Origin of the sequence: Alcanivorax sp. S6407 (genome assembly GCF_023016115.1) — a bacterium.
GTDB lineage: Bacteria > Pseudomonadota > Gammaproteobacteria > Pseudomonadales > Alcanivoracaceae > Alcanivorax.
In genome coordinates, this window is record NZ_JALKBH010000001.1 from 1 (window position 1) to 21,526 (window position 21,526).

The following is a 21,526-nucleotide window of genomic DNA, read 5'->3' on the forward strand; positions in this document are numbered from 1 at the left end:
GCAGAAGCGCTGGAAACGGATCAAGGGATTTGATCTGCTGGCCCTCGTGGTCAACAACGTGAAATTCAAGGATGGGGAACAAGTACAGGATCAGTCAGACAGGAACGCCGCCTGAGCCCGTACACCAGATTTGACAATAACTCAAATTTTTATAGATGAAGGATATCGGTCTCGAAAGGAACGGACTTGCTTCAATGGAGAGCATGTAGTCGATTGCTACGCCGTCAAGAACGGTGTAGTCGTAGCCAAATCAAGAATTCATGTCCCAATCCAATAGGAGGACATAATGAGCAAGGAAACACTTCTTAAGAACGTCGCAGAAACTGCCTACAACGTAGGTTTCGGAGCGAAGAAGCATTTCGCAACGTATGACATTATCTTGAAGGCCCCTGGGCTAATCAGCTTTACCTCGTTTGCCTTCGGCGTATTCGCATTGATTTTCGAAGACCTTAATATAAAGGCCTTATCTGCGACATTTCTCATCCTAGGTATATCTGGACTCTATATCACGCCGTACGCATCAAGACGTCAAGAATACGCAGACAATGGAAAGAGCCTAACGGATCTTTACAATGACCTGAAACGCCTTTACTACGCGGTAAAATCTGCGGACGCAGTGACTCAGGAACATCGGAATGAGCTACAGCAAATCGATAAAGCCTACACCGAGATTAGCTGCCCTCACCAAATGATATTTAGCAACTGGTATGCGCATTACAAGTTCTTCTGGGAGCAACAGATTGGCTGGGTGGATGAACAGCTTAATTTTAAGTTCATGCGGGACAAGGTACCACTATCGCTGAGCGCAACAGTAACAGCACTTACTGTGGCATTAGTTTTCTATCTAGCACCAATTTCAAAGGCTGCCTGCGGCTACCTCTATCCGTAAGCCGGACACTGCAGGGAAGCCAATCTATTACCGAGTAAAGCCGTGATGCCGGGCGGGGTATTTATATCAAACAACAAAAGGAAACAACAAAAGGACACCCATCAATTAGCAAATCTCTCACGCGCCTGATCAACAACAGGACACTCATAAATTAGCTGCTCTCTGAAGATTTATGGGTGTTCCAGCTTAAAGCCGCAGTAGACGGGGGTTTCTAGCGTGTATCTCCAGCTTGCCCGAGTGTAGAAAAAAGTAAAAAGCCCGCTTGTGCGGGCTTTAAGATACTAATGAGGGCTGTAAGGCCCGGTTTCGGGCTTCTTATTTGGTTGGTCCTGCCCAGTCTGAAGGCGCTTGTCCTTCGAGTTTAACTTCTCTGAGCTTATTCAAAAATGCTTCGCTCTGTTTAGTGCGATGGAGTCGCTTTTTAAGTCCCAAGCTCGCACGAACTGCACTCAGCTCTTCATCTGAAAGGACAGCAGGGATAGTAACTACAGGAGATTCACTGTTCTCCTCAGCTTTATATGTGAACTGCTCAGCTGCTGCACTCATGATGTGCCTCATTTCGTTTAAATGCCCTTATATACTGGCGCCTCGGGGTAGGAATTACAAGTCGCAATAGTAATAAGGGTATGGGATTTGTCTATTCGATTTGCAAAACCTATTGTCGAATAGGCGATCATAATATGCTCTAAGCCTTGGTTCGTCTATAGGGTTTGTAAGAATAACCCTTTTTTTATCAATGAGTTGTGCGTACTCGGTCGCGCATGAAAGGGCGATTCCGCCTATTTCACCCTTGAAATGCTCTACTTCTGGGTTTCGAGCCAAGTAGTCAATCCTAACATGTCCTGTTGAGCCTCTCCCTTTAGAGGTGACTCCATAAGCTATGCCACAAAGGGTTGCTTCTTGAGTTGGTGTTACATGAAAAATTGCTAAGCTGAAATTGCGAGGCCGAGCAGTTCTAGCTTTGCGGAGAAGTGGTTTTAAATTAACCGAACTTTTCCAGCTTAAAGCTTCTTGAATATTAGCAGTACATAACTCGGATAGAAGTAGAGGATTCGGCACCATCTGCACAAGATGATATGAACTTTGGACAGATGCATAGGCATGAAGTCGAAGCTTCTGATACTGCTCGTAAGCCTCTCTTTTGTTCGTAACCCTGATGACTTGCTCCTTGACCTAGCTCTCATCCCTAGAGCACAAAGGATGCTCAATACTGACGATTGTTAACTAAAGTAAAGTTCGACGGAAGGGGGGAAGAAAAAAACCGGCGGATAAGTCGGGTTCTTTTGTTCCCTGGCCTGCCCTTGTGAGGCGGGGCCGGAAAGTGGCACAACAACAGGACACCCAATAAAAGAGCCGGGGTCAGGTCTTGCCCCGTGCGCTTTAGGCTGAGCTTCGGTGAACCCCGCTTCGCGGGGTCGTCATGCAAGCATGGACTCCTGCGGTGAAGTCTCGATGGTTTTGCGTGACGCCTGTTGCGTGAAGCATGATGCAGCCGCGAAGCGGCCCACAAAGAAAAACCCCGGCGGATAAGCCGGGGTTTTTTGTTTCCAGTCCTGCCCTTGTGAGGCGGGGCCGGAAATTGCTGAGCGAGGAGGGCGATTTAAAAGCGCCCTCTCCCCAAACCCCTCTCCCGCAAGCGGGAGAGGGGCTTAAGATCAGACTCGCTCGATGATGGTAGCGATACCCTGACCCAGGCCGATACACATGGTGGCCAGGCCGTATTTACCGCCTTTCCATTCCAGTACGTTCAGCAGGGTGCCGGTGATACGTGCACCGGAGCAGCCCAGCGGGTGACCCAGGGCGATGGCGCCACCGTTCAGGTTTACTTTCTCTTCCATCTTGTCCAGCAGCTTCAGATCCTTGGCCACCGGCAGGGACTGGGCGGCGAACGCTTCGTTCAGCTCCACGTAGTCGATGTCGTCGATGGTCAGGCCTGCGCGTGCCAGGGCCTTCTGGGTGGCCGGTACGGGACCGTAACCCATGATGGCGGCGTCGCAGCCGGCAACGGCCATGGAGACGATGCGGGCGCGGGGCTTGAGGCCCATTTCTTCAGCCTTGGCAGCGCTCATGACCAGCATGGCGGACGCACCGTCGGACAGGGCAGAAGAAGTACCGGCAGTCACAGTACCGTTGGCCGGATCGAACACCGGACGCAGTTTCTGCATGTCAGCCAGGGTGGCACCGGGACGGATCACTTCGTCGATTTCACACAGGACCTTGTTGCCTTCCTGATCGTGACCTTCGATGGGAACGATCTCGTTCTTCCAGCGACCTTCCTGGGTAGCTTCCCAGGCCAGACGGTGGGAACGCACACCGAACTCGTCCTGCTGCTCACGGCTGATGCCGTGCATCTTGCCGAGCATTTCCGCGGTCAGGCCCATCATGTTGGAGGCCTTGGCGGTCACCTTGGAGATCTCCGGGTTGATGTCGACACCGTGATCCATGGCCACGTGACCCATGTGCTCCACACCACCGATGACGAACACGTCGCCGTTGCCGGTCTGGATGGCCTGGGCGGCGGAGTGCAGCGCCTGCATGGAAGAACCACACAGACGGTTCACGGTTTGCGCGGCGCTGGTGCGCGGCAGGCCGGCCAGCATGGCGATGTTACGGGCGATGTTCATGCCCTGTTCTTTGGTCTGGTTTACACAGCCCCAGATCACGTCTTCGGTCTGCTGAATGTCCCAGCCCGGGTTGCGCTCCATGAGTGCTTCGATCAGCAGGGCAGACAGTTTTTCGGCACGCACGTTACGGAACTGGCCATTACGGCTCTTGCCCATGGGGGTACGGACCGCGTCGACGATGACTACGTCATTAGGATTCAAACTCATTTCTATATCTCCTGTCAGTCCGTGGCTTAGGCGAAGAAAGACTCGCCCTTGGCGGCCATGTCTTTGAGCATCTGCGGTGCTTCGTAGATGCCACCCAGGTGCGCGTACTTGTCGCACAGCTCAACAAAGGCTTGTACGCCGATGCTGTCGATGTAGCGCAGCGGGCCACCACGGAAGGGAGGGAAGCCGATGCCGTAGATCATGGCCATGTCGGCCTCGGCAGCGGAACCTACAATGTTGTCTTCCAGACAGCGAACGGTCTCGGTGCACATCGGAATCATCATGCGAGCGATGATTTCTTCGGCATCGAACTCTTTGGTTTCGGCAACGTGCGGCTTGATCAGCTCGTAAGTGGTTTCGTCGACAACCTTCTGGGTCTTGCCTTTCTTGTCCAGCTCGTACTTGTAGAAGCCAACGCCGTTCTTCTGACCGTAACGGTTGTTTTCGAACATCACGGTGGAGACGTCTTTGAAGTCGTACTGCATACGCTCAGGGAAGCCTTCCGCCATAACGGCAGCAGCGTGAACACCGGTGTCGATGCCAACCACGTCCATCAGGTAAGCGGGGCCCATGGGCCAGCCGAACTTCTGCATGACTTTGTCCACGGCCTGGAAGTCAGCGCCGTCACGCATCAGCATGCCGAAGCCGCCGAAGTACGGGAACAGAACGCGGTTAACCAGGAACCCGGGGCAGTCGTTCACCACGATGGGGTTCTTGCCCATTTTCTGGGCGTAGGCCACCAGGGTCGCCACGGTTTCGTCGGAGGTCTTCTCACCACGGATCACTTCCACCAGCGGCATCATGTGTACCGGGTTGAAGAAGTGCATACCGGCGAAGTCCTGCGGACGTTCAAGGGCTTCGGCCAGCTTGGTGATGGAGATAGTGGAGGTGTTGGACGCCAGTACGGTGCCTTCCTTCACTTTGCCTTCGGTTTCGGCCAGAACGGACTGCTTGATCTTCTGGTTTTCGACCACAGCTTCAACGATCACGTTGACGTTGTCGAAGTCACCGTAGTTCAGGGTCGGACGGATGGCAGACAGGACTTTACCCATCTTGGCGGCATCCATCTTGCCCTTGCTGACGCGCTTGGCGAGCAGCTTGGTGGCTTCGTTCATGCCCAGGTCCAGCGCCTTGTCGGCGATGTCCTTCATGATGATCGGGGTGCCTTTGAGAGCAGACTGGAAGGCGATACCGCCACCCATGATGCCGGCGCCCAGTACAGCAGCCTGATCGATGGCCTTGGTGCCTTTGGCCGTCTTGCCGTTGACTTTCTTCACGGCCTGATCGGCCAGGAACAGACCTACCAGCGCGGTGGCTTGCGGGGTCTTGGCGATCTTGGCGAAGCCTTTGGCTTCCACTTCCAGGGCCTGGTCGCGGTTCATGCCAGCAGCAGTCTGCATGGCTTTAACAGCGGCAACCGGAGCCGGGTAGTTCTTGCCAGCCTGACCCATGACCATGGCCATGCAGGTCTGGAAGGCCATCATGTTTTCCATGGGCGGCAGCTTCAGGGGCTCGAGCTTTTCCTGACGCTTGGCGCGGAAGTCGATCTTGCCTTCCAGGCACTGCTTGACCAGCGCGATGGCGGCATCTTGCAGTTTGTCGTGAGCGACAACGGCATCGGCAACACCCACTTTCAGGGCCTTGGCGGCGTTGTGCTGGCCGCCAGCGGCGATCCACTCAACGGCATTGTCCACACCGATCAGGCGCGGCATGCGCACGGTGCCACCGAAGCCCGGGAACAGGCCCAGCTTCACTTCCGGCAGACCTACCTGAGCCTTCTCGCTGAGCACGCGGAAGTCGGCAGCCAGACACATTTCCAGACCACCACCCAGGGCGATGCCGTTGACGGCGACCACTTTGGGGATGTCCAGATCTTCGAATGCGTTGAAGACCTTGTTGGATTTCAGACACCAGCCGGCGATTTCGTCTTCCGGCAGTTTGAACATGTCGGTGAATTCGGTGATGTCAGCGCCAACGATGAAAACCCCTTTGCCGGAGGTCACGATCAGGCCCTTGATGTCGCTGTTGCCCTGAATGGCTTCGACGGCCTTACCGAGATCTTCCACGGTTTCCTGGTTGAACTTGTTAACGGACTCGCCCTGAAGATCGAACTTCAGTTCGGCGATGCCGTCGTCAAGCAGTTGTACGCTTACGGCGTTGCCTTGATAGATCATAGCGTTTGCTCTCCAGTCCCAAAGTACGCGGCGCAACCGGCCGCTTTGGTAATGCCCCCTGGTCCCTGAAATAGGGGAGGCGACGTGATTCATGTGAGTGTTTGCTTACATAAATCAACGAACTTGTAGGCCCGCAAGTATAGGGAACGTGAAGGGTTTTTTTAGCCCCTAATTGTGACCCGCTGGTCGGATGCCATGAGATGGCGTAATTGGTGTGAGCGATGTCGTTTGTGGCGTTAAAAGGCGGATCCTTTTGGTAGGGACGGCAGAGCCTGGTGGTGAGGCAGGACTGGGCTGGATGAAGTGTTACCGGGATGCGCCAAAAGGATAATCCGGAGATGGCTGCTCATCCTTTTTGCGGTAACAGCAGACAGGCGGCGCTGAAACGGGGCTAACCGGGTGGCTAGCGGGGTGAATACGCTGTATCCACAAGCGGTAAAGTATCCACGATCGCTGTGGATAACACTGTTAGGGAATGCCGGATAAGGGGCTGCAGGCCTTTATTAATGAGGCTTTCGGCGGTTTGTGTGGTTTTTCGCCAGGTGAATTTTTGGCCATGCACCGGGCCAGGCTGGCTTGATCAATACTTCACCGAAAAGCGTGCACAAAACCTGTGGATAAAAATGTTGATAAGCTGACGACAACCGGCTGCAGCCCAGTGATAACGGCATTTCTCGCATTTTGCTCCTTTTTTGTTCGCTGAATAATTTCTACCCATTTCAATAGGTTAGGGGTTGTAATTCGCGCCAGAAGTTGTGACGAAAGGGTGACAGCTATATGACTGAGGGCAAATCGCCATTGTGCAAAACCGTCAAGGAGTTATCGCAAATGGTGCTAAATCCCCTCGCAAGTGGTTATAGCCAGGGGGGATCTATCAGGGTTTTCCACAGTAACTGTGGATATCTCTGTGTATAGCTGGTGCTGAACCACCAAAAATCACTGTAAATTATGGGCTGAGGACGAACTGGTTAAAAAATGACCTTTAAATTAAAGTCAACAATATCAGTTGGTTACGCTTAATTTTATGCGTATTTCACACGTACGTCACAATTTGAGATCATAAAAATCCCATTGACATAAATCTGTGTACAAAATTGGGGCGCGGCAGCGTTACCAAGGGTGACACTCTTATTGTGATGTGCATAAAGCAGGCCAACCCTACGGCTAAGCGCGTTTTTTTATAGTCTCTTTTACCGATAAAAGTGACCGTTGGGAGAATGAGCGGTTTTATGCACAGTGCACCGGCTGGGGGCGGGGTGCAGGGGTGGCCTTCTGCCATTGGCTGACGAGCACAGAGAGTTCCCACCAAAACATCCCCGTGCACATCCCCGGGCTCTGGCTTTCCTGTCTGCCGTTGAAGGCCTGTAGTACACAGATAGATAGTAGGTACTGAGTGGGCCATTCGCCTCGCGCTTGTGCCAAATCATGGCATCCTCATTACAGCTCTGGTATCAAGGTAAGTCTTCTATTAAGGCACGACCGGTAACAGTGAATCTGTGCCAGAGCCTGTGCAGCCGACAATGAGGTCAAGGATGAAAACCACTCACTTCCACACCTGTAATCTGTGTGAAGCCATGTGCGGCATCGAGATTGAGCACCGCGGTGATGAGATTCTGTCTATCCGGGGTGACAAGCAGGACCCGTTCAGTCGTGGCCATGTCTGTCCCAAGGCGGTGGCCCTGCAGGACCTGCACCATGACCCGGATCGGTTGCGTCATCCGGTCAAGCGCACGGTGGATGGTTGGGTGCCGATCAGCTGGGATGAAGCGCTGGATGAGACTGCCCGGCGTCTGCACGAGGTGCAGGAGCGCCATGGCAAGAATGCGGTGGCCATGTATTTCGGTAACCCCACTGCCCACAACCACGGCGCACTGTTCAGCCTGCTGCCCCTGATCAAGGCCATTGGCACCCGCCAGCGCTACAGCGCTACCTCGGTGGATCAGCTGCCTCACCAGCTGGCCGCGTGGCAGCTGTTCGGCAACCAGGCCATGTTCCCGATTCCGGATATCGACCATACCGATTACTTCATGGTGATTGGCGGTAATCCGCTGGCTTCGAATGGCTCCATCATGACCGTGCCGGATGTGAAGAACCGGCTCAAGGATCTGAAAAAACGCGGCGGCAAACTGGTGGTGGTGGATCCACGCCGGACAGAAACCGCTGAGGTGGCTGATGAGCATCATTTTGTGCGACCGGGTACCGATGTGTATCTGCTGCTGTCGCTGATTCAGGTGCTTTACAAGGAGCTGCTGGTGGCCCCGGGCAGGCTAGACAATATTCTGGATGGCAAGGGTGATCTGCAGAAACTCACCGAGAACTGGACCCCGGAAAAAGTGTCCGAGGCGGTGGGCATCAGCCCGGAAGCGATTCGCAAGCTGGCCCGGGATATTGCTGCAGCACCGCGTGCGGCCATCTACGCCCGCGTGGGACTGACCACCAGCCCGCACAGCACGCTCAGCGCCTGGCTGGTGTATGTGCTCAATATCATAACCGGCAATCTGGATCGCGAAGGCGGGGTGATGTTCACCAAGCCAGCGTTCGATATCGTGGCGCTGGGGGCTTTGGGTGGCGAGGCCGGCAGTTTCGATCGCTATCGCAGTCGGGTGCACGGTTACCCTGAGTTTTCCGGGGAATTCCCGGTGACCACCCTGGCCGATGAAATGCTCACCCCCGGCAAGGGGCAGGTGAAAGCCTTTGTGTCCCATGCCGGTAACCCGGTGATGTCCTGCCCGGATGGCAACAAGCTGGATTCTGCCCTGGAAGGGCTGGAATTCATGGTCAGCATCGACCTCTACATCAATGAAACCACCCGCCACGCCAATATCATCCTGCCGCCCACCGGGCAGCTGGAGCACGGCCAGTTCGACCCGGTGTTCCAGGCCGTGGCGGTGCGTAATGTGGTCAAGTACACCCCGCCGCTGGTGGAGAAGCCGGAAGGCTCGATGCATGACTGGGAAATTCTCAACGGGCTGGCCACGCGCTTGAATCGCCTCAAGGCCAAGACCACCCGAGAGCGGTTGCAGATTGCCGCGGCGGACCGCTTCATGCATCGCCTCAAGGACACCGGGATCATTGATCTGGGCCTGCGCGTTGGCCCCTATGGTGCCGGCGGCAAGGTGATGGCCGCACTCAAGGAAGACGGGCTGCACACGCTGCCCCGCCAGGCCTGGAAGCTGCTCCGTGGCAAGCAGAACGGGCTGACGTTCCAGTCCCTGAAAGACAATCCCCATGGTATTGATCTGGGCCCGCTGCAACCGGCTTTGCCGGCACGGCTGTTTACCCGCGACCAGCGTATCAACCTGGTACCGGCGCTGTATTTCCGTGCCTTGCAGGGGCTGCCGTCACCCAAGGTGCCGAAGCCGGACGAGATGCTGATGATCGGTCGTCGACACGTGCGCAGTAACAATTCCTGGATGCACAACAGCCAGCGGCTGGTGAAAGGGAAAAAGCGCTGTAATGTGTTGATCCATCCCCAGGATGCCGAGCGTCTCGGCGTGGCGGAAGGGGATGATCTGGTGCTCAGCAGTGATGCTGGCCGCATCACCCTGCCTGCCTGGGTCAGCGACGACATCATGCCAGGCGTGATCAGCGTGCCCCACGGCTGGGGCCATGACCGCCCGGGGGTGCAGCTGGAGGTGGCCCGCCGGGCCGGTGGTGCCAGCGTGAATGATGTGATCACCAGTAGCCGGGTGGAATCGGTAACTGCCATGGCGCAGATCAACGGGGTGCCGGTGAAGGTGGAAGCCGCCAGCAAACCCAAGCCGCGCGCCAAAACCAAAAAGAAGGCCACCACCAGCGCCTGATAGCCCCCTGCCCATCCCGCAGGGCCGCCTTTCCACAAGGCGGTCCATCGCGGGCTTTTCCCTGTAGGAGCCTTGCTTGCAAGGCGATGTTGGCGGGCGCTGCCCGCAAGCGCTTATCGTCTGTAAGCACGGATTATTCGCTGCGTTCACCCTTCGGGCCGTCCTGCGGACGTTCTTCCGCTTCGCTCCAGTCATGCAAGACCTTGGGCGGTGGGCTTACGGTGAGCGGGGCTGTGGCTCACATTGGCTGGCGTTTTCGCTGACGCGGGTTTCCGCTTTGGCTGATTGGTGATGCTCCCTCGCCATTTCACACTCGTGGCATGGAAAGCGAATTTCACAGCCAGAACCTGAGAACAGGCCGTGTCTCTCAGCCTTATCAGGCCTACCTGATTACCACGGTGACGCGTCACCGTTACCCTTTCTTTGATGATCATCATACGGCCCGGCTGGTGAGTCGGACTCTGGTTGAGCTGGATGCCGTTGGGGCCTGTCATAACTGGTGTTACGTGGTGATGCCGGATCACTGCCACTGGATGTTTTCGCTCAAGGGCACCTATTCTCTGTCGCAGACGGTGCGCATGTTGAAGGGCAAAACCTCGCGTCTGGCAGGGATGCCGTTGTGGCAGAAGGGGTTTCATGACCATGCCCTGAGACATGAGCGGGATCTTTTGCCCACTGCCCGGTATGTGATTGCCAACCCGTTGCGGGCGGGTTTGGTGGAGCGGGTGGGGGATTTTCCATATTGGGATGCGGCCTGGTTGTGAGGCGGCAAGGGCTGTGGGTAATGTTCAGGGTGCAGGCTTTTCACTTGTAGGAGCCTTGCTCGCAAGGCGATGTGGGCGGGCGTTGCCCGCAAGCCCACAGTCATGCCTGTATGGCTGTCCGCTTCACGCACTCAAAAGGGCCGTCCTGCAGGGGGCGGACGGTGGCTGGTCTGCAAAAGGCTTCTTCACTCCGCCTTGTCCCGTTGCCCGCAATACTACTTTCAACTGTGGAGCCCACCATGCGCTTGATACTGTTGATTGTGAGTCTGTTCATGCTGCAAGCCTGCCAATCTCTTCCCGAAGACCCCATCAAGGTCGCCAGCCCTTTTGACCTGGACCGTTTCATGGGCGACTGGTACGTGATCGCCAACATTCCCACGTTGCCGGAGAAAGGCGCCCATAACGCCATGGAGAGCTATCAGCGCGTTGGGCCGTACAAGGTGTCCACCACCTTTACCTTCCGCAAGAACAGCTTTAATGGGGAGTTCAAGCAGATGACTCCCACCGGGTTTGTCAGCCCGGAGAACCCGGCGATCTGGGGCATGCGTTTTATCTGGCCTTTCAAGGCGGATTACCGGGTGTTGTTTGTGGATGAAGAATACCAGTACACGGTGATCGGCCGGCAGAAGCGGGATTACCTTTGGATCATGGCCCGCGAGCCGCAGATCAGTGAGGCGCGGCTTGAGTCTCTCAAAGCGGTGGCGAGGGAGCAGGGCTACAGCCTGAACGGGCTCATGATGGTGCCGCAGCAGTGGCCCGAAGGGGCTGGCGAGGGGTAAGTTCGTAAGCCATGCGGGCGGGGAGTGCCTCGACGCGGTTAGCGTCGGGGCGCTTTTTATGGTTCATCGCGGAATTATGAGAAACAGGGCCAGGGTTGGTTGAAGGCGATTGTCGATCTTGTTGTGGGAGTTTGCTTGCAAACGAAGTTTTTCCCACGCTCGACCAAAACCCTTTCGCTTGCAAGCAAGCTCCCACTGTGAGAATCGGAGCAACGTTTGCTGGCACTGATGTTCTGTCAGGCTTTCCCGCTAATCCGCGATGAACCTTTTTTATGGTCGCTTCGCGGCCGCCAGACGCTTGACGCTAAGAGCTGAAACCAAACCCTTTTTCACCACAGAGAGCACGGAGTTCACAGAGAAAAACCGTCTTTCCTCAGTGATCTCTGTGTCCTCTGTGGTAAATCTGCCATTAACGACGCTGGGCAATAGCGCTGCTTGACCTGACGAGCACAAGAGCGACGCTCTTGCGGGGCGGCCTCCCTAGCTGCTGATTCCCGCTAATCCGCGAAGCCCCTTTTTTATTGTCCGGGAAAATTGTCGACAATTGCTGTTCGGGGCCGGGGGGCTTTGCTAGGATTGCGCTCTGCCTCCTCCCTCTACGTATGGGAAACGGAGGGTTGCTGTTTCTTTGATGCGGGGCCCACAAGGCCTTGCCTGCATTGACTCTGGCGGCGGGCTATCGCCTTCCGTCTTTGTGTCCTTAACGGAGGGGACCCGATGAAAACGATACACAAGCACCGCCTCAACGTGTCTACCGATGTGCAGGAAATCCGCCTGCCGGAATCGGGCACGGTGCTGAAAGTGGATTACATCCTGCAGGATGCGGCTATCTGCATGTGGGTGGAAGTGGACGCGGATACCGTGATCGACACCCCCAAGGAAGTGCGTACTTTCAAGGTATTCACTACCGGCTCCGGCATTCCTGACAATGCCAGCTACCTGGGTACCACCATTGATCACATGAAAGCCCAGGCCTACCACGTTTACGAACTCAAGAACTGACGTACGCCTCTCGTCAGCAGCGGCGCAAACCGCTAAACTGCGCCGTTTTCCCGGGCCTGTTCCGGCAGGCCCGACCTCCGATCATTTGACGATCTGAAGAGAGACGTAATGGAAGTCAATCCGCTGCGAACCCATCTTTCTGACCTCGCTGAGCGTGTGGAAGCGCTTAGGGGGTATCTTTGACTATGCTACCAAGCATGAGCGCCTGACCGAGGTTTCCCGCGAGCTGGAAAGCCCGGATGTCTGGAACGATCCGGACTACGCCCAGGGTCTGGGTAAGGAACGCGCCCAGCTGGAAGCGGTGGTGAAGACCATCGACGATTCCACCCAGGGCATCACCGATACCCAGGACCTGCTGGAACTGGTGGTGGAAGAGGGCGACGAAGACAGCCTGCCGGAAGTGGAAAGCGAGCTGGAGCGACTGGAAAAGCTGGTCGGCGACCTGGAATTCCGCCGCATGTTCTCCGGGCAGATGGACCCCTGTAATGCCTACCTGGATATCCAGGCCGGCTCCGGCGGTACCGAGGCCCAGGACTGGGGCGAGATGCTGCTGCGCATGTACCTGCGCTGGGGCGAAGCCCACGGCTTCAAGACCGAGTTGGTGGAAGCCTCTGCCGGCGACGTGGCCGGCATCAAGTCTGCCACTATCCGTTTTGAAGGCGACTACGCCTACGGCTGGCTGCGCACCGAAACCGGCGTGCACCGCCTGGTGCGCAAGAGCCCGTTCGATTCCGGCGGTCGTCGCCACACCTCTTTCAGCTCTGTGTTCGTATCCCCGGAAGTGGATGACGATATCGATATCGAGATCGATATGGGCAACATGCGGGTGGATACCTACCGGGCTTCCGGCGCCGGTGGTCAGCACGTTAACCGGACCGATTCTGCGGTACGTCTGACTTACGTGTTCAAGGATGAAGGCGGCACCGAGCACACGGTGGTGACCCAGTGCCAGAGCGAGCGAAGCCAGCACCAGAACAAGGACAAGGCCATGAAGATGATGCAGGCCAAGGTCTACGAGCTGGAAATGCAGCGCCGCAATGCCGAGAAGCAGGCCCTGGAAAACAGCAAGGCGGATATCGGCTGGGGCAGCCAGATCCGTTCCTACGTGCTGGACGATGCCCGCATCAAGGATCTGCGCACCGGCGTGGAGAACCGCAATACCCAGGCGGTTCTCGATGGCGCCCTGGATCCCTTTATTGAAGCGTCCCTGAAAGCGGGATTGTAATTACGCTGGACGCCTGACGCCCGAGGCCTGACGAGACATCGACAGGCCCCGGCGGCTGGCCGAGATACCGGAAGCACAGAGTCATGAGCCAAGACGAAACCACACAGAACACCGTCGAACAGCAGGAATCCGAGAATCGCCTGATTGCCGAGCGTCGTGCCAAGCTGGCCGAGCTGCGTGAAGCGGGCAATGCGTTCCCCAACCACTTCCGCCGTGATTCCCTGGCGGCCGAGCTGCAGGCACAGTACGGCGAGCTGAGCAAGGAAGAGCTGGAAGAGAAGGGCATTCAGGTGGCCGTGGCTGGTCGTCTGATGCTGGACCGCAAGTCGTTCAAGGTGCTGCAGGACATGTCCGGCCGTATCCAGATTTATGCCAGCAAGGATGTCCAGAAGGACACCAAGCACTGGGATCTGGGCGATATCATTGGTGTGAAAGGTACCCTGTGCAAATCCGGCAAGGGTGACCTGTACGTGATGATGGAAGAGTACCTGCTGCTCACCAAGTCGCTGCGCCCGCTGCCTGAAAAGCACAAGGGGCTGACCGACACCGAAGCCCGTTACCGTCAGCGTTACGTGGACCTGATCGTCAACGAGGAAAGCCGCCGGGCCTTCCAGATCCGTGCCCAGGTTGTGGCCGGTATCCGCAATTACCTGGTCAAGAAGGGCTTTGTGGAAGCGGAAACGCCCATGCTGCAGGTGATCCCCGGTGGCGCCACGGCGCGGCCGTTCGTGACCCATCACAACAGCCTGGACATGGAAATGTTCCTGCGTATCGCGCCTGAGCTGTACCTGAAGCGGCTGGTGGTCGGCGGTTTCGAGAAGGTGTTCGAGATCAACCGCAACTTCCGTAATGAGGGGCTTTCCACCCGTCATAACCCGGAATTCACCATGCTGGAGTTCTACCAGGCCTACGGTAACTACCTGGACCTGATGGATCTCACCGAAGACATGCTGCGCACCCTGGCACAAGATGTGCTCGGTACCACTGATGTGAATTATCAGGGCGAAGTGTATGACTTTGGCAAACCCTTCGCGCGGATGACGGTGGTTGAGTCTATCCTGCACTTTAACCCGGACATGGATCCGGCTGCGCTGGCGGATGATGCTGGTGCCCGCAAGATTGCGGAAGGTCTGGGCATCCCGCTGAAAGACAGCTACGGTCTGGGCAAGGTACAGATCGAGATCTTCGAGAAGACGGTGGAGCACCGCCTCAAGGATCCGACCTTTATCACCGAGTACCCCACCGAGGTGTCGCCGCTGGCCCGCCGTATGGATGACAATCCGTTCGTGACCGAGCGCTTCGAGTTCTTTATCGGTGGCCGTGAAATCGGCAACGGTTTCTCGGAATTGAATGATGCTGAAGACCAGGCGGAACGTTTTCAGGCTCAGGTTGCCGAAAAGGATGCGGGTGACGACGAAGCCATGTTCTTCGATGAAGATTATGTGGTGGCCCTGGAACACGGGTTGCCGCCCACGGCCGGTGAAGGGATTGGTATTGACCGTCTGGTTATGTTGTTTACCGATTCCCCGTCGATCCGTGATGTCATTCTGTTTCCGCATATGCGTCCCCAGGGGCGCGGGTAAACATACTTTATTTGGGGCACGGCTTGTGCCCCCGCCCATGCGGGCAGTGGGAGAGTGACACAACCCTGTTTATAACAAAGGCTTGCTGTGTCCATGACAAACGTAATTCAGTACCAAGGTCGAAAAGCCCGTCGTGCGGGCAGTGAACAGCGCCGCCAGGCCATTCTGGAAGCGGCCCTGGCGATTATCGTCAAGGACGGTATTCGTGCTGTCCGGCATCGCGCGGTGGCCCGGGAAGCGGATGTGCCACTGTCTGCAACCACCTACTATTTCAAGGATATCTCCGATCTGATCGCAGATACCTTCACCCTCTTTGCCGAGCGGGCGCTCACCGAGGTGATCGAGCCGTTCAAGCAGCAGGCCTTCGCCGTGCTGTCGAATTTCGATCGTGAGAGTCTGGCCGATCCGGCCGCTCGCAAGAAGACGGTGACCATGGTCGGCCAGATGCTGTCTGGCTTCATCATCAACGAATTCCAGCAACGACGTGGCCATCTGGTCGCCGAGCAGGCGTTTCTGCAGGAAGCGGTGCTGGATGACCGGCTCAGTGCGCTGGCGGACCTGTACCTGCGTCAGCAGCTGGAAAGCCTGAAAATCGCCACCGAGCTGCTCGGCACCAGCAATCCTCGCCTGGATGCGGAACTGATCCTGTCTACCATGATGACGCTGGAACAACGGCTGCTGGTGCACCCGGAACATGCCGAGCCGGGGTTTGTGGAAGCCCGTCTGTGCAACCTGGTCGACAAGTTGTTGCCCCATGGCTGATGCCCAGCCACTGGAAGCCGGTTGGCAGGCGCATCTTGGTGGTGAGTTCGACAAGGACTACATGGTCCGTCTGCGTGCCTTTCTGGGCGCACAGAAGCAGGCGGGCAAGACCGTCTATCCGGCCGGGCCGGACATCTTCAATGCCTTCAACCTGACACCCTTCGAGAAGGTGAAAGTGGTGATCCTTGGCCAGGATCCCTATCACGGTCCCGACCAGGCTCATGGCCTGTGTTTTTCTGTCCAGCGTGACGTGAAGACGCCGCCGTCACTGGTGAATATCTACAAGGAGATTCACCGTGATCTGGGCCTGCAGATTCCCTCCCATGGCAATCTGACTCACTGGGCCGAGCAGGGCGTGTTGCTGCTCAATGCGGTGCTCACGGTGGAAGCTGGTCAGGCTGCGTCCCACCAGAAGCAGGGCTGGGAAACCTTTACCGATGAAGCCATCGACCAGCTCAACCGCGACCGGGACGGGTTGGTGTTCCTGCTCTGGGGCAGCCATGCCCAGAAGAAGGGGCGCCTGATCGACCGAGAGCGCCACTGCGTACTTACGGCCCCCCATCCTTCCCCCTTGTCCGCCCACCGCGGTTTCCTTGGCTGTGGCCACTTCTCCCGGGCCAACCAGTACCTGCTGCAACAGGGTAAGGACGCCATCGACTGGTCGGTGCCGGACTGAGCTACAAGCTGCGAGCTATGAGCTACGCTCGATTGGATTAAGAAAGGCCCCCTTCCCAGCGTTCCTGGATTTCTACGAAGCAGCCGTAGGAGCGAGCCTGCTCGCGATCCGAGCCCAAGCGAGGTAAGGATTCCAGAGACTCTGTTCGAACTGCATGAACTTGAGGTGCGAATCTGCGGTGGTGGTGGCTCTCACCTGGCTGACATGACTCCTGCTGATATGTCATCGCACTATGGCACGTGCGTGTCCTCGCCGGACGGGCCCAAAGGGGTGTGACGCGACACCCCTCTGGACTCCCCCGCGCCCCGACTCCGTTCGACCCGCTCCGCGGGTACACTCCGGTACTCACGATCTGGCGGACGCAAAAAAGACTCGCTCCGCTCAGACAGGTTTTTTGCTCTACGCCGCCAGATCCTTCCGTTCCTCGACTCACTCTAACGGGGAAGATGCCGTGCTGATGGCATTGGTGTTCTTTTCTCGTGCAAACGTTCTAGATAGGTGTAGGAGGCCGAAAAGTTTTCGAGCTTCTGCATTTCTACGAAGCCGCTGTGGGAACGTAGTGAAGCGGAGTAACGCACGGAGTGCGAAGCGAATAACTTGCCTGCAAGCGATCCGAGCCTAAGCGAGGTAAAAAGATGCGAGTTTTAAGTGACCAGGTTCGAAAAGCCTAAACACCTCGCGCATTTTTGGGGTTAAAGATTTTCGAGACCCGAAACTCGTATCTCTTCTCTCTGGAATCCTTACCTCGCCTTGGCTCGGATCGCCTGCAGGCAGGCTCCTACAGGGGGCTCCCTGTAAGTCTTTGCCTGCATGCCAAATCAACCGACACCGAGTCTGGTTTGGAAGGCGGGCTGTCGGGTTAAGCTTTTGGTAATCCTGGTATGTCACTCTTGTGGTGGCGACGTTGGGCTGAACTGGCCCTGCGGGCAGTGGGGCTGGCAACAGCTGTGGAATTTCGCCGATATGGTGGGTATTTACCCGGAAATAACGCATTTTCGTATATTCCGAAGAGGCATAAAACTATCACTATATATTCCTTTATATTCTTCTCTCAGCCCCTATCATGACCACTCGCCAATCCTGAAAGCGAGGCTCGAATATCATGGGTAGTGCTCAAATGATTACACGTTTCGGTGACAATACAGCCGGTCTGTCCAAAGAGACCCTGGCTGAGCTGAACCGTGTTTATGCTCCGTTGAGCTTTGAAGAGCGCATCCGCCGTGTCTATCAGGATTTTCCGGCTGAGAAGATCATGGTGACCTCCTCGTTCGCGGCCACCTCTGCGTATTTCCTGCATATCATTTCTACCATTCGTCCCGAGCAGCCGGTGCACTTTATCGATACCGGTTACCACTTCGAGAAGACGATTGAGTACAAGGATTACCTGATCGAGCGTTTCGGCCTGACTGTGGTGGACGTAAAACCGGATCCGGATCATCACCAGGTGTCGCTGGACAACCAGATGTGGGAAACCGACCCTGATCTGTGCTGTCAGGTGAACAAGGTCAACCCGCTGGAAGAAGCCAAGGAAAACTACGACCTGTGGATTTCAAGCCTGATGGGTTGGACCACGGAGCATCGTTCAGGGCTGGAAATCTTTGAAGAGCGCCGTGGCATGATCAAATTCAATCCCATGATTGATGTCAGCAAGGAAGAGCGTGACAACTACATCGCCGAGCACGACTTGCCGTTCCATCCGCTGGTGGCAGAAGGCTATGACTCTATCGGTTGCAGCCATTGCACCTTCAAGGGTGAAGGCCGGGACGGCCGCTGGAAGGGTAAAGGCAAAACCGAGTGCGGTATTCATTTGTAACTGAGACGCTGCACGCATCACGCTTCATGCAACACGCGAAAGGCCGCTCCCGAGAGGGGGCGGCCTTTTTTGTGCCGCTCTGCGGCTGCAACAGGCTTCACGCAAAGATCAAAAGCGGATTTACCACAGAGGGCACAGCGTTCTTTGAGGGAGGGTTAAAGCGCAGGAGTAGCACATTCCCGTAAATCCGCGATGACACTTTTGGGGTGGTCTGCCTGGCAAGGATTCTGGAATCCAGAGTGTTCGGCGAGGTGGTTTGGGATCGCCATGCAAGCATGGGCTCCTACGGGAAAGCGGGTGGCGTGATAAAGGTCTGCCTCATGGTGATGAAGGTACGGAAGCAGTGAGAGAGGGAAGCGCTGCACGCCTCTGGACCCGGCCACGGATCGCGTGTTGCCTGTTGCGTGCAGCGTGTTGCGTCAATGCAATCCTGGTTGCACGCAGATCAGCAGGTGGCCGGCCTTGTTGTCTCCGAGCTGGACCAGCAAGGAGCCCTGGCTGGCTTCCGGTACGGTTTCCAGTGTGACAGGCAGGGAAAGCTGGCTGGGGCCGGGGAGAATGGCCTTGATGTTACCGGCGATGATGTTGGTGAGTTCGTTCATGGCATCGGTGATGTCGCGCGGTTCCACATTGTCATCTTCCTTGCGGAACATGGCAGCGGCTATGCGGCGGCTGAGTTCGTCGCTGCTGCTGATGGTGATGCTGCCTTTCCAGCCACCGGAGATGGTAATCGCGGAACCGCAGGGCAAGGTGGTGGCCGGTGCCTCTTCGGTATGCACCGGGATCTTCAGAAAATCATTCATCACCGTGCTGCCGATACGGGCGATCTTCATTGACAGTTGTGCTGATTGAGAGTCCATGTCGTGCACCTTTTGTTAACAGTATTCGGGCTTATGTCGGTTGGAAGAACGAACCGTATTTGCTGGCTTGTACGGGTTTGAATCCGCTGCATTTTTCCAGGTTTTCTGCGGCACCAAGCAACAGGTAGCCGTCATGCCGGGCCTGCCGGCGCATCTTGCTGAGCACCAGGTTGCGATCGGCCAGTGAAAAGTAGATCAGCACGTTTCGCAGCAGGATGATGTCGAAAGCAGGCAGCTCTTCCGGCCATTGCTGAATCAGGTTGATGGACTGAAAGTCCACCTTGTCTCGTATGGGCTTTTTTACCTGCCACTCCAGCCCATCCTGCTCGAAATACAGGGCCATGAAGCGTGCCGGCAGGCCTCGGTTCATTTCGGTGAGGCTGTAGCGGCCGCTGCGGGCCTTGCTCAGGGACTTGCGCGAGAAGTCACTGGCGACGATCTGAACGTCCCACTCCCTGAGCTCCGGAAAGCGATCTTCCAGCAACATGGCAATGCTGTAGGGCTCCTGGCCGGTACTGCAGGCAGCGCTCCAGATCTTCAGGCTTCTTTCCTTGCGACGGCGCTCCATCAGGTTGGGGAGCATGTGTTCAGTGAAGCTTTCGTTGAAAATCGGATCGCGGAAAAAATAGGTTTCATTGATGGCCATGGCTTCGATCAGCTGGCAGCGCAGCTCATCTTCGGGATCGTTGCAGGCCTTTTCGATCAGGGCATTGATATCGCCGCTGGTATATTCGCGGGCCAGGCTGTGCAGGCGGGCTTCCGCCAGATAGGCCTTGTCATCGGGCAGGTTGACGGCGATACGCTCGAACAACAAATTACGCAGGTGGCTGTAATTTTCGGGGTGGATTTCGCTCATCCCTGAACCTCGTGTTGATTGCCGCCATTCTGGCGGTCCAGGCGGGAGCGGAACGTGGGGCGTCCCCGATTCACTCGCCGGGTAATTTCATCCGCCATCTTCACCAGGGGATATTCTGCGCAGGCCAGGCCGGCGCGGGATACCGCTCCGGGCATCCCCCAGATGGCACTGCTGGCGCGGTCCTGTACCAGGATCTGGGCACCGGTTTCAGACAGGGTGCGACAACCTTCCAGACCGTCCTGACCCATGCCGGTGAGCACCACGGCCAGGGTATTGGCACCGAAATGTTCGGCGGCGGCATTGAACAACACGTCCACGGCAGGGCGGCAGAAGTTCACCGGCTCGGAGCGCAGCGGAGAGGCCACAATCTGATCCCCCTGCTTGCTGACGGTCATGTGATAGTCACCGGCGGCCAGCAATACCTGGCCGGGCTCCACCACCGTGGGTTGATCGCATTCGCGGATCAGCAGCGGGCTGTTCTGGTTGAGTCGCTCGGCCAGCGCCTTGGTGAAGACAGCCGGCATGTGTTGCACCAACAGGATCGGTACCGGGAAATCTTCGGGCAAGGCGGCCATGACTTCGCCAAGCGCCTTTGGTCCCCCCATGGAGGAACCGATCACAACAAGATCCACCCGGGAGGGGATGCGGCGATAGCTGCTGGCGCTGGGCTGGATGACAATGTTGCGGGGTTTTTCTGCGACCACCGGCTCCAGCTTGAACAGTGACTTGATCTTGCCGAGCAGGCTGTTGCGGATGTAATCGCGGGCTTCTGCAGCGGTGCCGACCATGGCCGGTTTGGGCACATAATCGCTGGCGCCCAAGGACAGCGCTTCGATGGTGACCATGGCGCCGCGTTCGGTGATGGAACTGAATACCAGCACCGGCATGGTGGATTTTTGTTCCTTCAATGCCTTGAGCATTTCCAGCCCACCCATGCCCGGCATTTCCACATCCAGAATGAGCAGATCGGCTTCCACCCGCTTCAGGCGTTCCAGGCCTTGCTGGCCATCGGAGGCGGTGCCGACCACCACAATGTCCGGATCTTCTTCCAGAATCTGGGTGAGGATGTGTCGTACTGCGGCGGTGTCATCCACCAGAAAGACACGGATTCGGTTCATGCGTGGCGTAACCCCAGCATTTCCAGTTTGCTGGCCAGCGCTTCGGACGAGAACGGCTTCATCAGGTATTCATCCGCACCGGCGGTGAGGGCTTCTACCATATGGCCCACTTCGGCTTCACTGGTGACCACCAGCAACTTCATGTTGGTGTAGCAGTTCTGTCCGCGCACGGCCTTGATGAAATCCAGCCCGTTCATGACCGGCATGTTCCAGTCCACCAGTGCCAGGCTCGGAATGTTGGCATCTTCCTCGAGCATGGAGATGGCCTGTTGGCCATCTCCTGCTTCGTGGGTTTCATAGCCAAGCTGGTTCAGCAAGTCACCGAGGATCAGGCGCATGGCCCGTGAGTCGTCAATAACAAGTGCTTGCGGAGTCGCCATGGCAGTTTCTC

General features: G+C 56.7%; 17 protein-coding genes. 10 read left to right on the forward strand and 7 right to left on the reverse strand.

All coding sequences use genetic code 11. The annotated features are described in order from the left end of the window. Nucleotides 1-286: 286 nt before the first annotated feature. The gene (locus MWU49_RS00005; protein ID WP_246966686.1) at nucleotides 287-889 is read left to right on the forward strand and encodes an SLATT domain-containing protein; all 603 of its coding nucleotides are present in this window, start codon (nucleotides 287-289) and stop codon (nucleotides 887-889) included. 315 nt (nucleotides 890-1,204) lie between these two features. Here the strand turns inward: MWU49_RS00005 and MWU49_RS00010 are convergent, their stop codons facing one another. The 3 genes from MWU49_RS00010 to fadB all read right to left on the reverse strand — a co-directional run bounded on the left by MWU49_RS00010 (nucleotide 1,205) and on the right by fadB (nucleotide 5,894). Further along, the gene (locus tag MWU49_RS00010; protein ID WP_246966688.1) at nucleotides 1,205-1,435 is read right to left on the reverse strand and encodes a hypothetical protein; all 231 of its coding nucleotides are present in this window, start codon (nucleotides 1,433-1,435) and stop codon (nucleotides 1,205-1,207) included. Between the two features lie 1,109 nt (nucleotides 1,436-2,544). After that, nucleotides 2,545-3,720, reverse strand: coding sequence for an acetyl-CoA C-acyltransferase FadA (gene fadA / locus MWU49_RS00015; RefSeq protein WP_246966690.1), 1,176 nt, complete (start codon nucleotides 3,718-3,720; stop codon nucleotides 2,545-2,547). Nucleotides 3,721-3,746: 26 nt separating this feature from the next. After that, the gene (gene fadB, locus MWU49_RS00020; protein ID WP_246966692.1) at nucleotides 3,747-5,894 is read right to left on the reverse strand and encodes a fatty acid oxidation complex subunit alpha FadB; all 2,148 of its coding nucleotides are present in this window, start codon (nucleotides 5,892-5,894) and stop codon (nucleotides 3,747-3,749) included. A gap of 1,532 nt (nucleotides 5,895-7,426) precedes the next feature. On the opposite strand from fadB, the gene MWU49_RS00025 reads away from it, so the two are divergent. From MWU49_RS00025 to MWU49_RS00065, 9 genes are all read left to right on the forward strand, one after another. Further along, nucleotides 7,427-9,697 carry a molybdopterin-dependent oxidoreductase gene (locus MWU49_RS00025; protein ID WP_246966694.1) on the forward strand — a complete coding sequence of 757 codons (2,271 nt, stop codon included), beginning with the start codon at nucleotides 7,427-7,429 and terminating at the stop codon, nucleotides 9,695-9,697. 320 nt (nucleotides 9,698-10,017) lie between these two features. Next, complete coding sequence (locus MWU49_RS00030) at nucleotides 10,018-10,461, forward strand: transposase (protein ID WP_246966696.1); 444 nt, start codon at nucleotides 10,018-10,020, stop codon at nucleotides 10,459-10,461. A 239-nt stretch (nucleotides 10,462-10,700) separates the two neighbouring features. Next, a complete protein-coding gene (locus MWU49_RS00035; protein ID WP_246966698.1) occupies nucleotides 10,701-11,240 on the forward strand; it encodes a lipocalin family protein in 540 nt (179 codons plus the stop codon). A 717-nt stretch (nucleotides 11,241-11,957) separates the two neighbouring features. Next, nucleotides 11,958-12,242 (forward strand): hypothetical protein, encoded by a 285-nt coding sequence (locus tag MWU49_RS00040; protein WP_246966700.1) that lies wholly within the window; start codon nucleotides 11,958-11,960, stop codon nucleotides 12,240-12,242. A 108-nt stretch (nucleotides 12,243-12,350) separates the two neighbouring features. Beyond that, nucleotides 12,351-13,467 (forward strand): peptide chain release factor 2 gene (gene prfB, locus MWU49_RS00045; protein ID WP_246966702.1). Its coding sequence is split into 2 segments (ribosomal slippage): nucleotides 12,351-12,422 and nucleotides 12,424-13,467, totalling 1,116 coding nucleotides; the frame shifts between segments, so codons are not numbered across the junction. 83 nt (nucleotides 13,468-13,550) lie between these two features. Beyond that, nucleotides 13,551-15,050, forward strand: a complete 1,500-nt coding sequence (gene lysS / locus MWU49_RS00050; RefSeq protein ID WP_246966704.1) for a lysine--tRNA ligase — start codon at nucleotides 13,551-13,553, stop codon at nucleotides 15,048-15,050. Nucleotides 15,051-15,143: 93 nt separating this feature from the next. Further along, on the forward strand, nucleotides 15,144-15,812 hold the full coding sequence (locus MWU49_RS00055; RefSeq protein ID WP_246966706.1) for a TetR family transcriptional regulator: 669 nt from the start codon (nucleotides 15,144-15,146) through the stop codon (nucleotides 15,810-15,812). After that, the gene (gene ung, locus MWU49_RS00060) at nucleotides 15,805-16,488 is read left to right on the forward strand and encodes a uracil-DNA glycosylase (RefSeq protein WP_246966708.1); all 684 of its coding nucleotides are present in this window, start codon (nucleotides 15,805-15,807) and stop codon (nucleotides 16,486-16,488) included. The genes MWU49_RS00055 and ung overlap by 8 nt, the downstream gene beginning before the upstream one ends. A gap of 1,102 nt (nucleotides 16,489-17,590) precedes the next feature. Continuing rightward, complete coding sequence (locus tag MWU49_RS00065; protein WP_246966710.1) at nucleotides 17,591-18,301, forward strand: phosphoadenylyl-sulfate reductase; 711 nt, start codon at nucleotides 17,591-17,593, stop codon at nucleotides 18,299-18,301. Nucleotides 18,302-18,720: 419 nt separating this feature from the next. Here MWU49_RS00065 and MWU49_RS00070 read toward each other — a convergent pair whose 3' ends face one another. The 4 genes from MWU49_RS00070 to MWU49_RS00085 are packed head-to-tail and all read right to left on the reverse strand — an operon-like array spanning nucleotide 18,721 to nucleotide 21,515. Then, entirely contained in the window at nucleotides 18,721-19,161 is a 441-nt protein-coding gene (locus MWU49_RS00070) for a chemotaxis protein CheX (protein WP_246966712.1), read from the reverse strand. Between the two features lie 31 nt (nucleotides 19,162-19,192). Beyond that, nucleotides 19,193-20,017: a protein-glutamate O-methyltransferase CheR gene (locus MWU49_RS00075; RefSeq protein WP_246966714.1), complete on the reverse strand. Its 825-nt coding sequence runs from the start codon at nucleotides 20,015-20,017 to the stop codon at nucleotides 19,193-19,195. Beyond that, nucleotides 20,014-21,135 carry a chemotaxis response regulator protein-glutamate methylesterase gene (locus MWU49_RS00080; protein ID WP_246966716.1) on the reverse strand — a complete coding sequence of 374 codons (1,122 nt, stop codon included), beginning with the start codon at nucleotides 21,133-21,135 and terminating at the stop codon, nucleotides 20,014-20,016. The genes MWU49_RS00075 and MWU49_RS00080 overlap by 4 nt, the downstream gene beginning before the upstream one ends. Then, nucleotides 21,132-21,515 (reverse strand): response regulator, encoded by a 384-nt coding sequence (locus MWU49_RS00085; RefSeq protein ID WP_246966718.1) that lies wholly within the window; start codon nucleotides 21,513-21,515, stop codon nucleotides 21,132-21,134. Before MWU49_RS00085 ends, MWU49_RS00080 begins: the two co-directional genes overlap by 4 nt. Nucleotides 21,516-21,526 lie beyond the last annotated feature (11 nt).

Bases quoted from the DNA above. Each gene is read 5' to 3' on its own strand.
- MWU49_RS00005 (WP_246966686.1), top strand. From the start codon at position 287: ATGAGCAAGGAAACACTTCTTAAGAACGTCGCAGAAACTGCCTACAAC.
- MWU49_RS00010 (WP_246966688.1), bottom strand. From the start codon at position 1,435: ATGAGTGCAGCAGCTGAGCAGTTCACATATAAAGCTGAGGAGAACAGT.
- fadA (WP_246966690.1), bottom strand. From the start codon at position 3,720: ATGAGTTTGAATCCTAATGACGTAGTCATCGTCGACGCGGTCCGTACC.
- fadB (WP_246966692.1), bottom strand. From the start codon at position 5,894: ATGATCTATCAAGGCAACGCCGTAAGCGTACAACTGCTTGACGACGGC.
- MWU49_RS00025 (WP_246966694.1), top strand. From the start codon at position 7,427: ATGAAAACCACTCACTTCCACACCTGTAATCTGTGTGAAGCCATGTGC.
- MWU49_RS00030 (WP_246966696.1), top strand. From the start codon at position 10,018: ATGGAAAGCGAATTTCACAGCCAGAACCTGAGAACAGGCCGTGTCTCT.
- MWU49_RS00035 (WP_246966698.1), top strand. From the start codon at position 10,701: ATGCGCTTGATACTGTTGATTGTGAGTCTGTTCATGCTGCAAGCCTGC.
- MWU49_RS00040 (WP_246966700.1), top strand. From the start codon at position 11,958: ATGAAAACGATACACAAGCACCGCCTCAACGTGTCTACCGATGTGCAG.
- lysS (WP_246966704.1), top strand. From the start codon at position 13,551: ATGAGCCAAGACGAAACCACACAGAACACCGTCGAACAGCAGGAATCC.
- MWU49_RS00055 (WP_246966706.1), top strand. From the start codon at position 15,144: ATGACAAACGTAATTCAGTACCAAGGTCGAAAAGCCCGTCGTGCGGGC.
- ung (WP_246966708.1), top strand. From the start codon at position 15,805: ATGGCTGATGCCCAGCCACTGGAAGCCGGTTGGCAGGCGCATCTTGGT.
- MWU49_RS00065 (WP_246966710.1), top strand. From the start codon at position 17,591: ATGGGTAGTGCTCAAATGATTACACGTTTCGGTGACAATACAGCCGGT.
- MWU49_RS00070 (WP_246966712.1), bottom strand. From the start codon at position 19,161: ATGGACTCTCAATCAGCACAACTGTCAATGAAGATCGCCCGTATCGGC.
- MWU49_RS00075 (WP_246966714.1), bottom strand. From the start codon at position 20,017: ATGAGCGAAATCCACCCCGAAAATTACAGCCACCTGCGTAATTTGTTG.
- MWU49_RS00080 (WP_246966716.1), bottom strand. From the start codon at position 21,135: ATGAACCGAATCCGTGTCTTTCTGGTGGATGACACCGCCGCAGTACGA.
- MWU49_RS00085 (WP_246966718.1), bottom strand. From the start codon at position 21,515: ATGGCGACTCCGCAAGCACTTGTTATTGACGACTCACGGGCCATGCGC.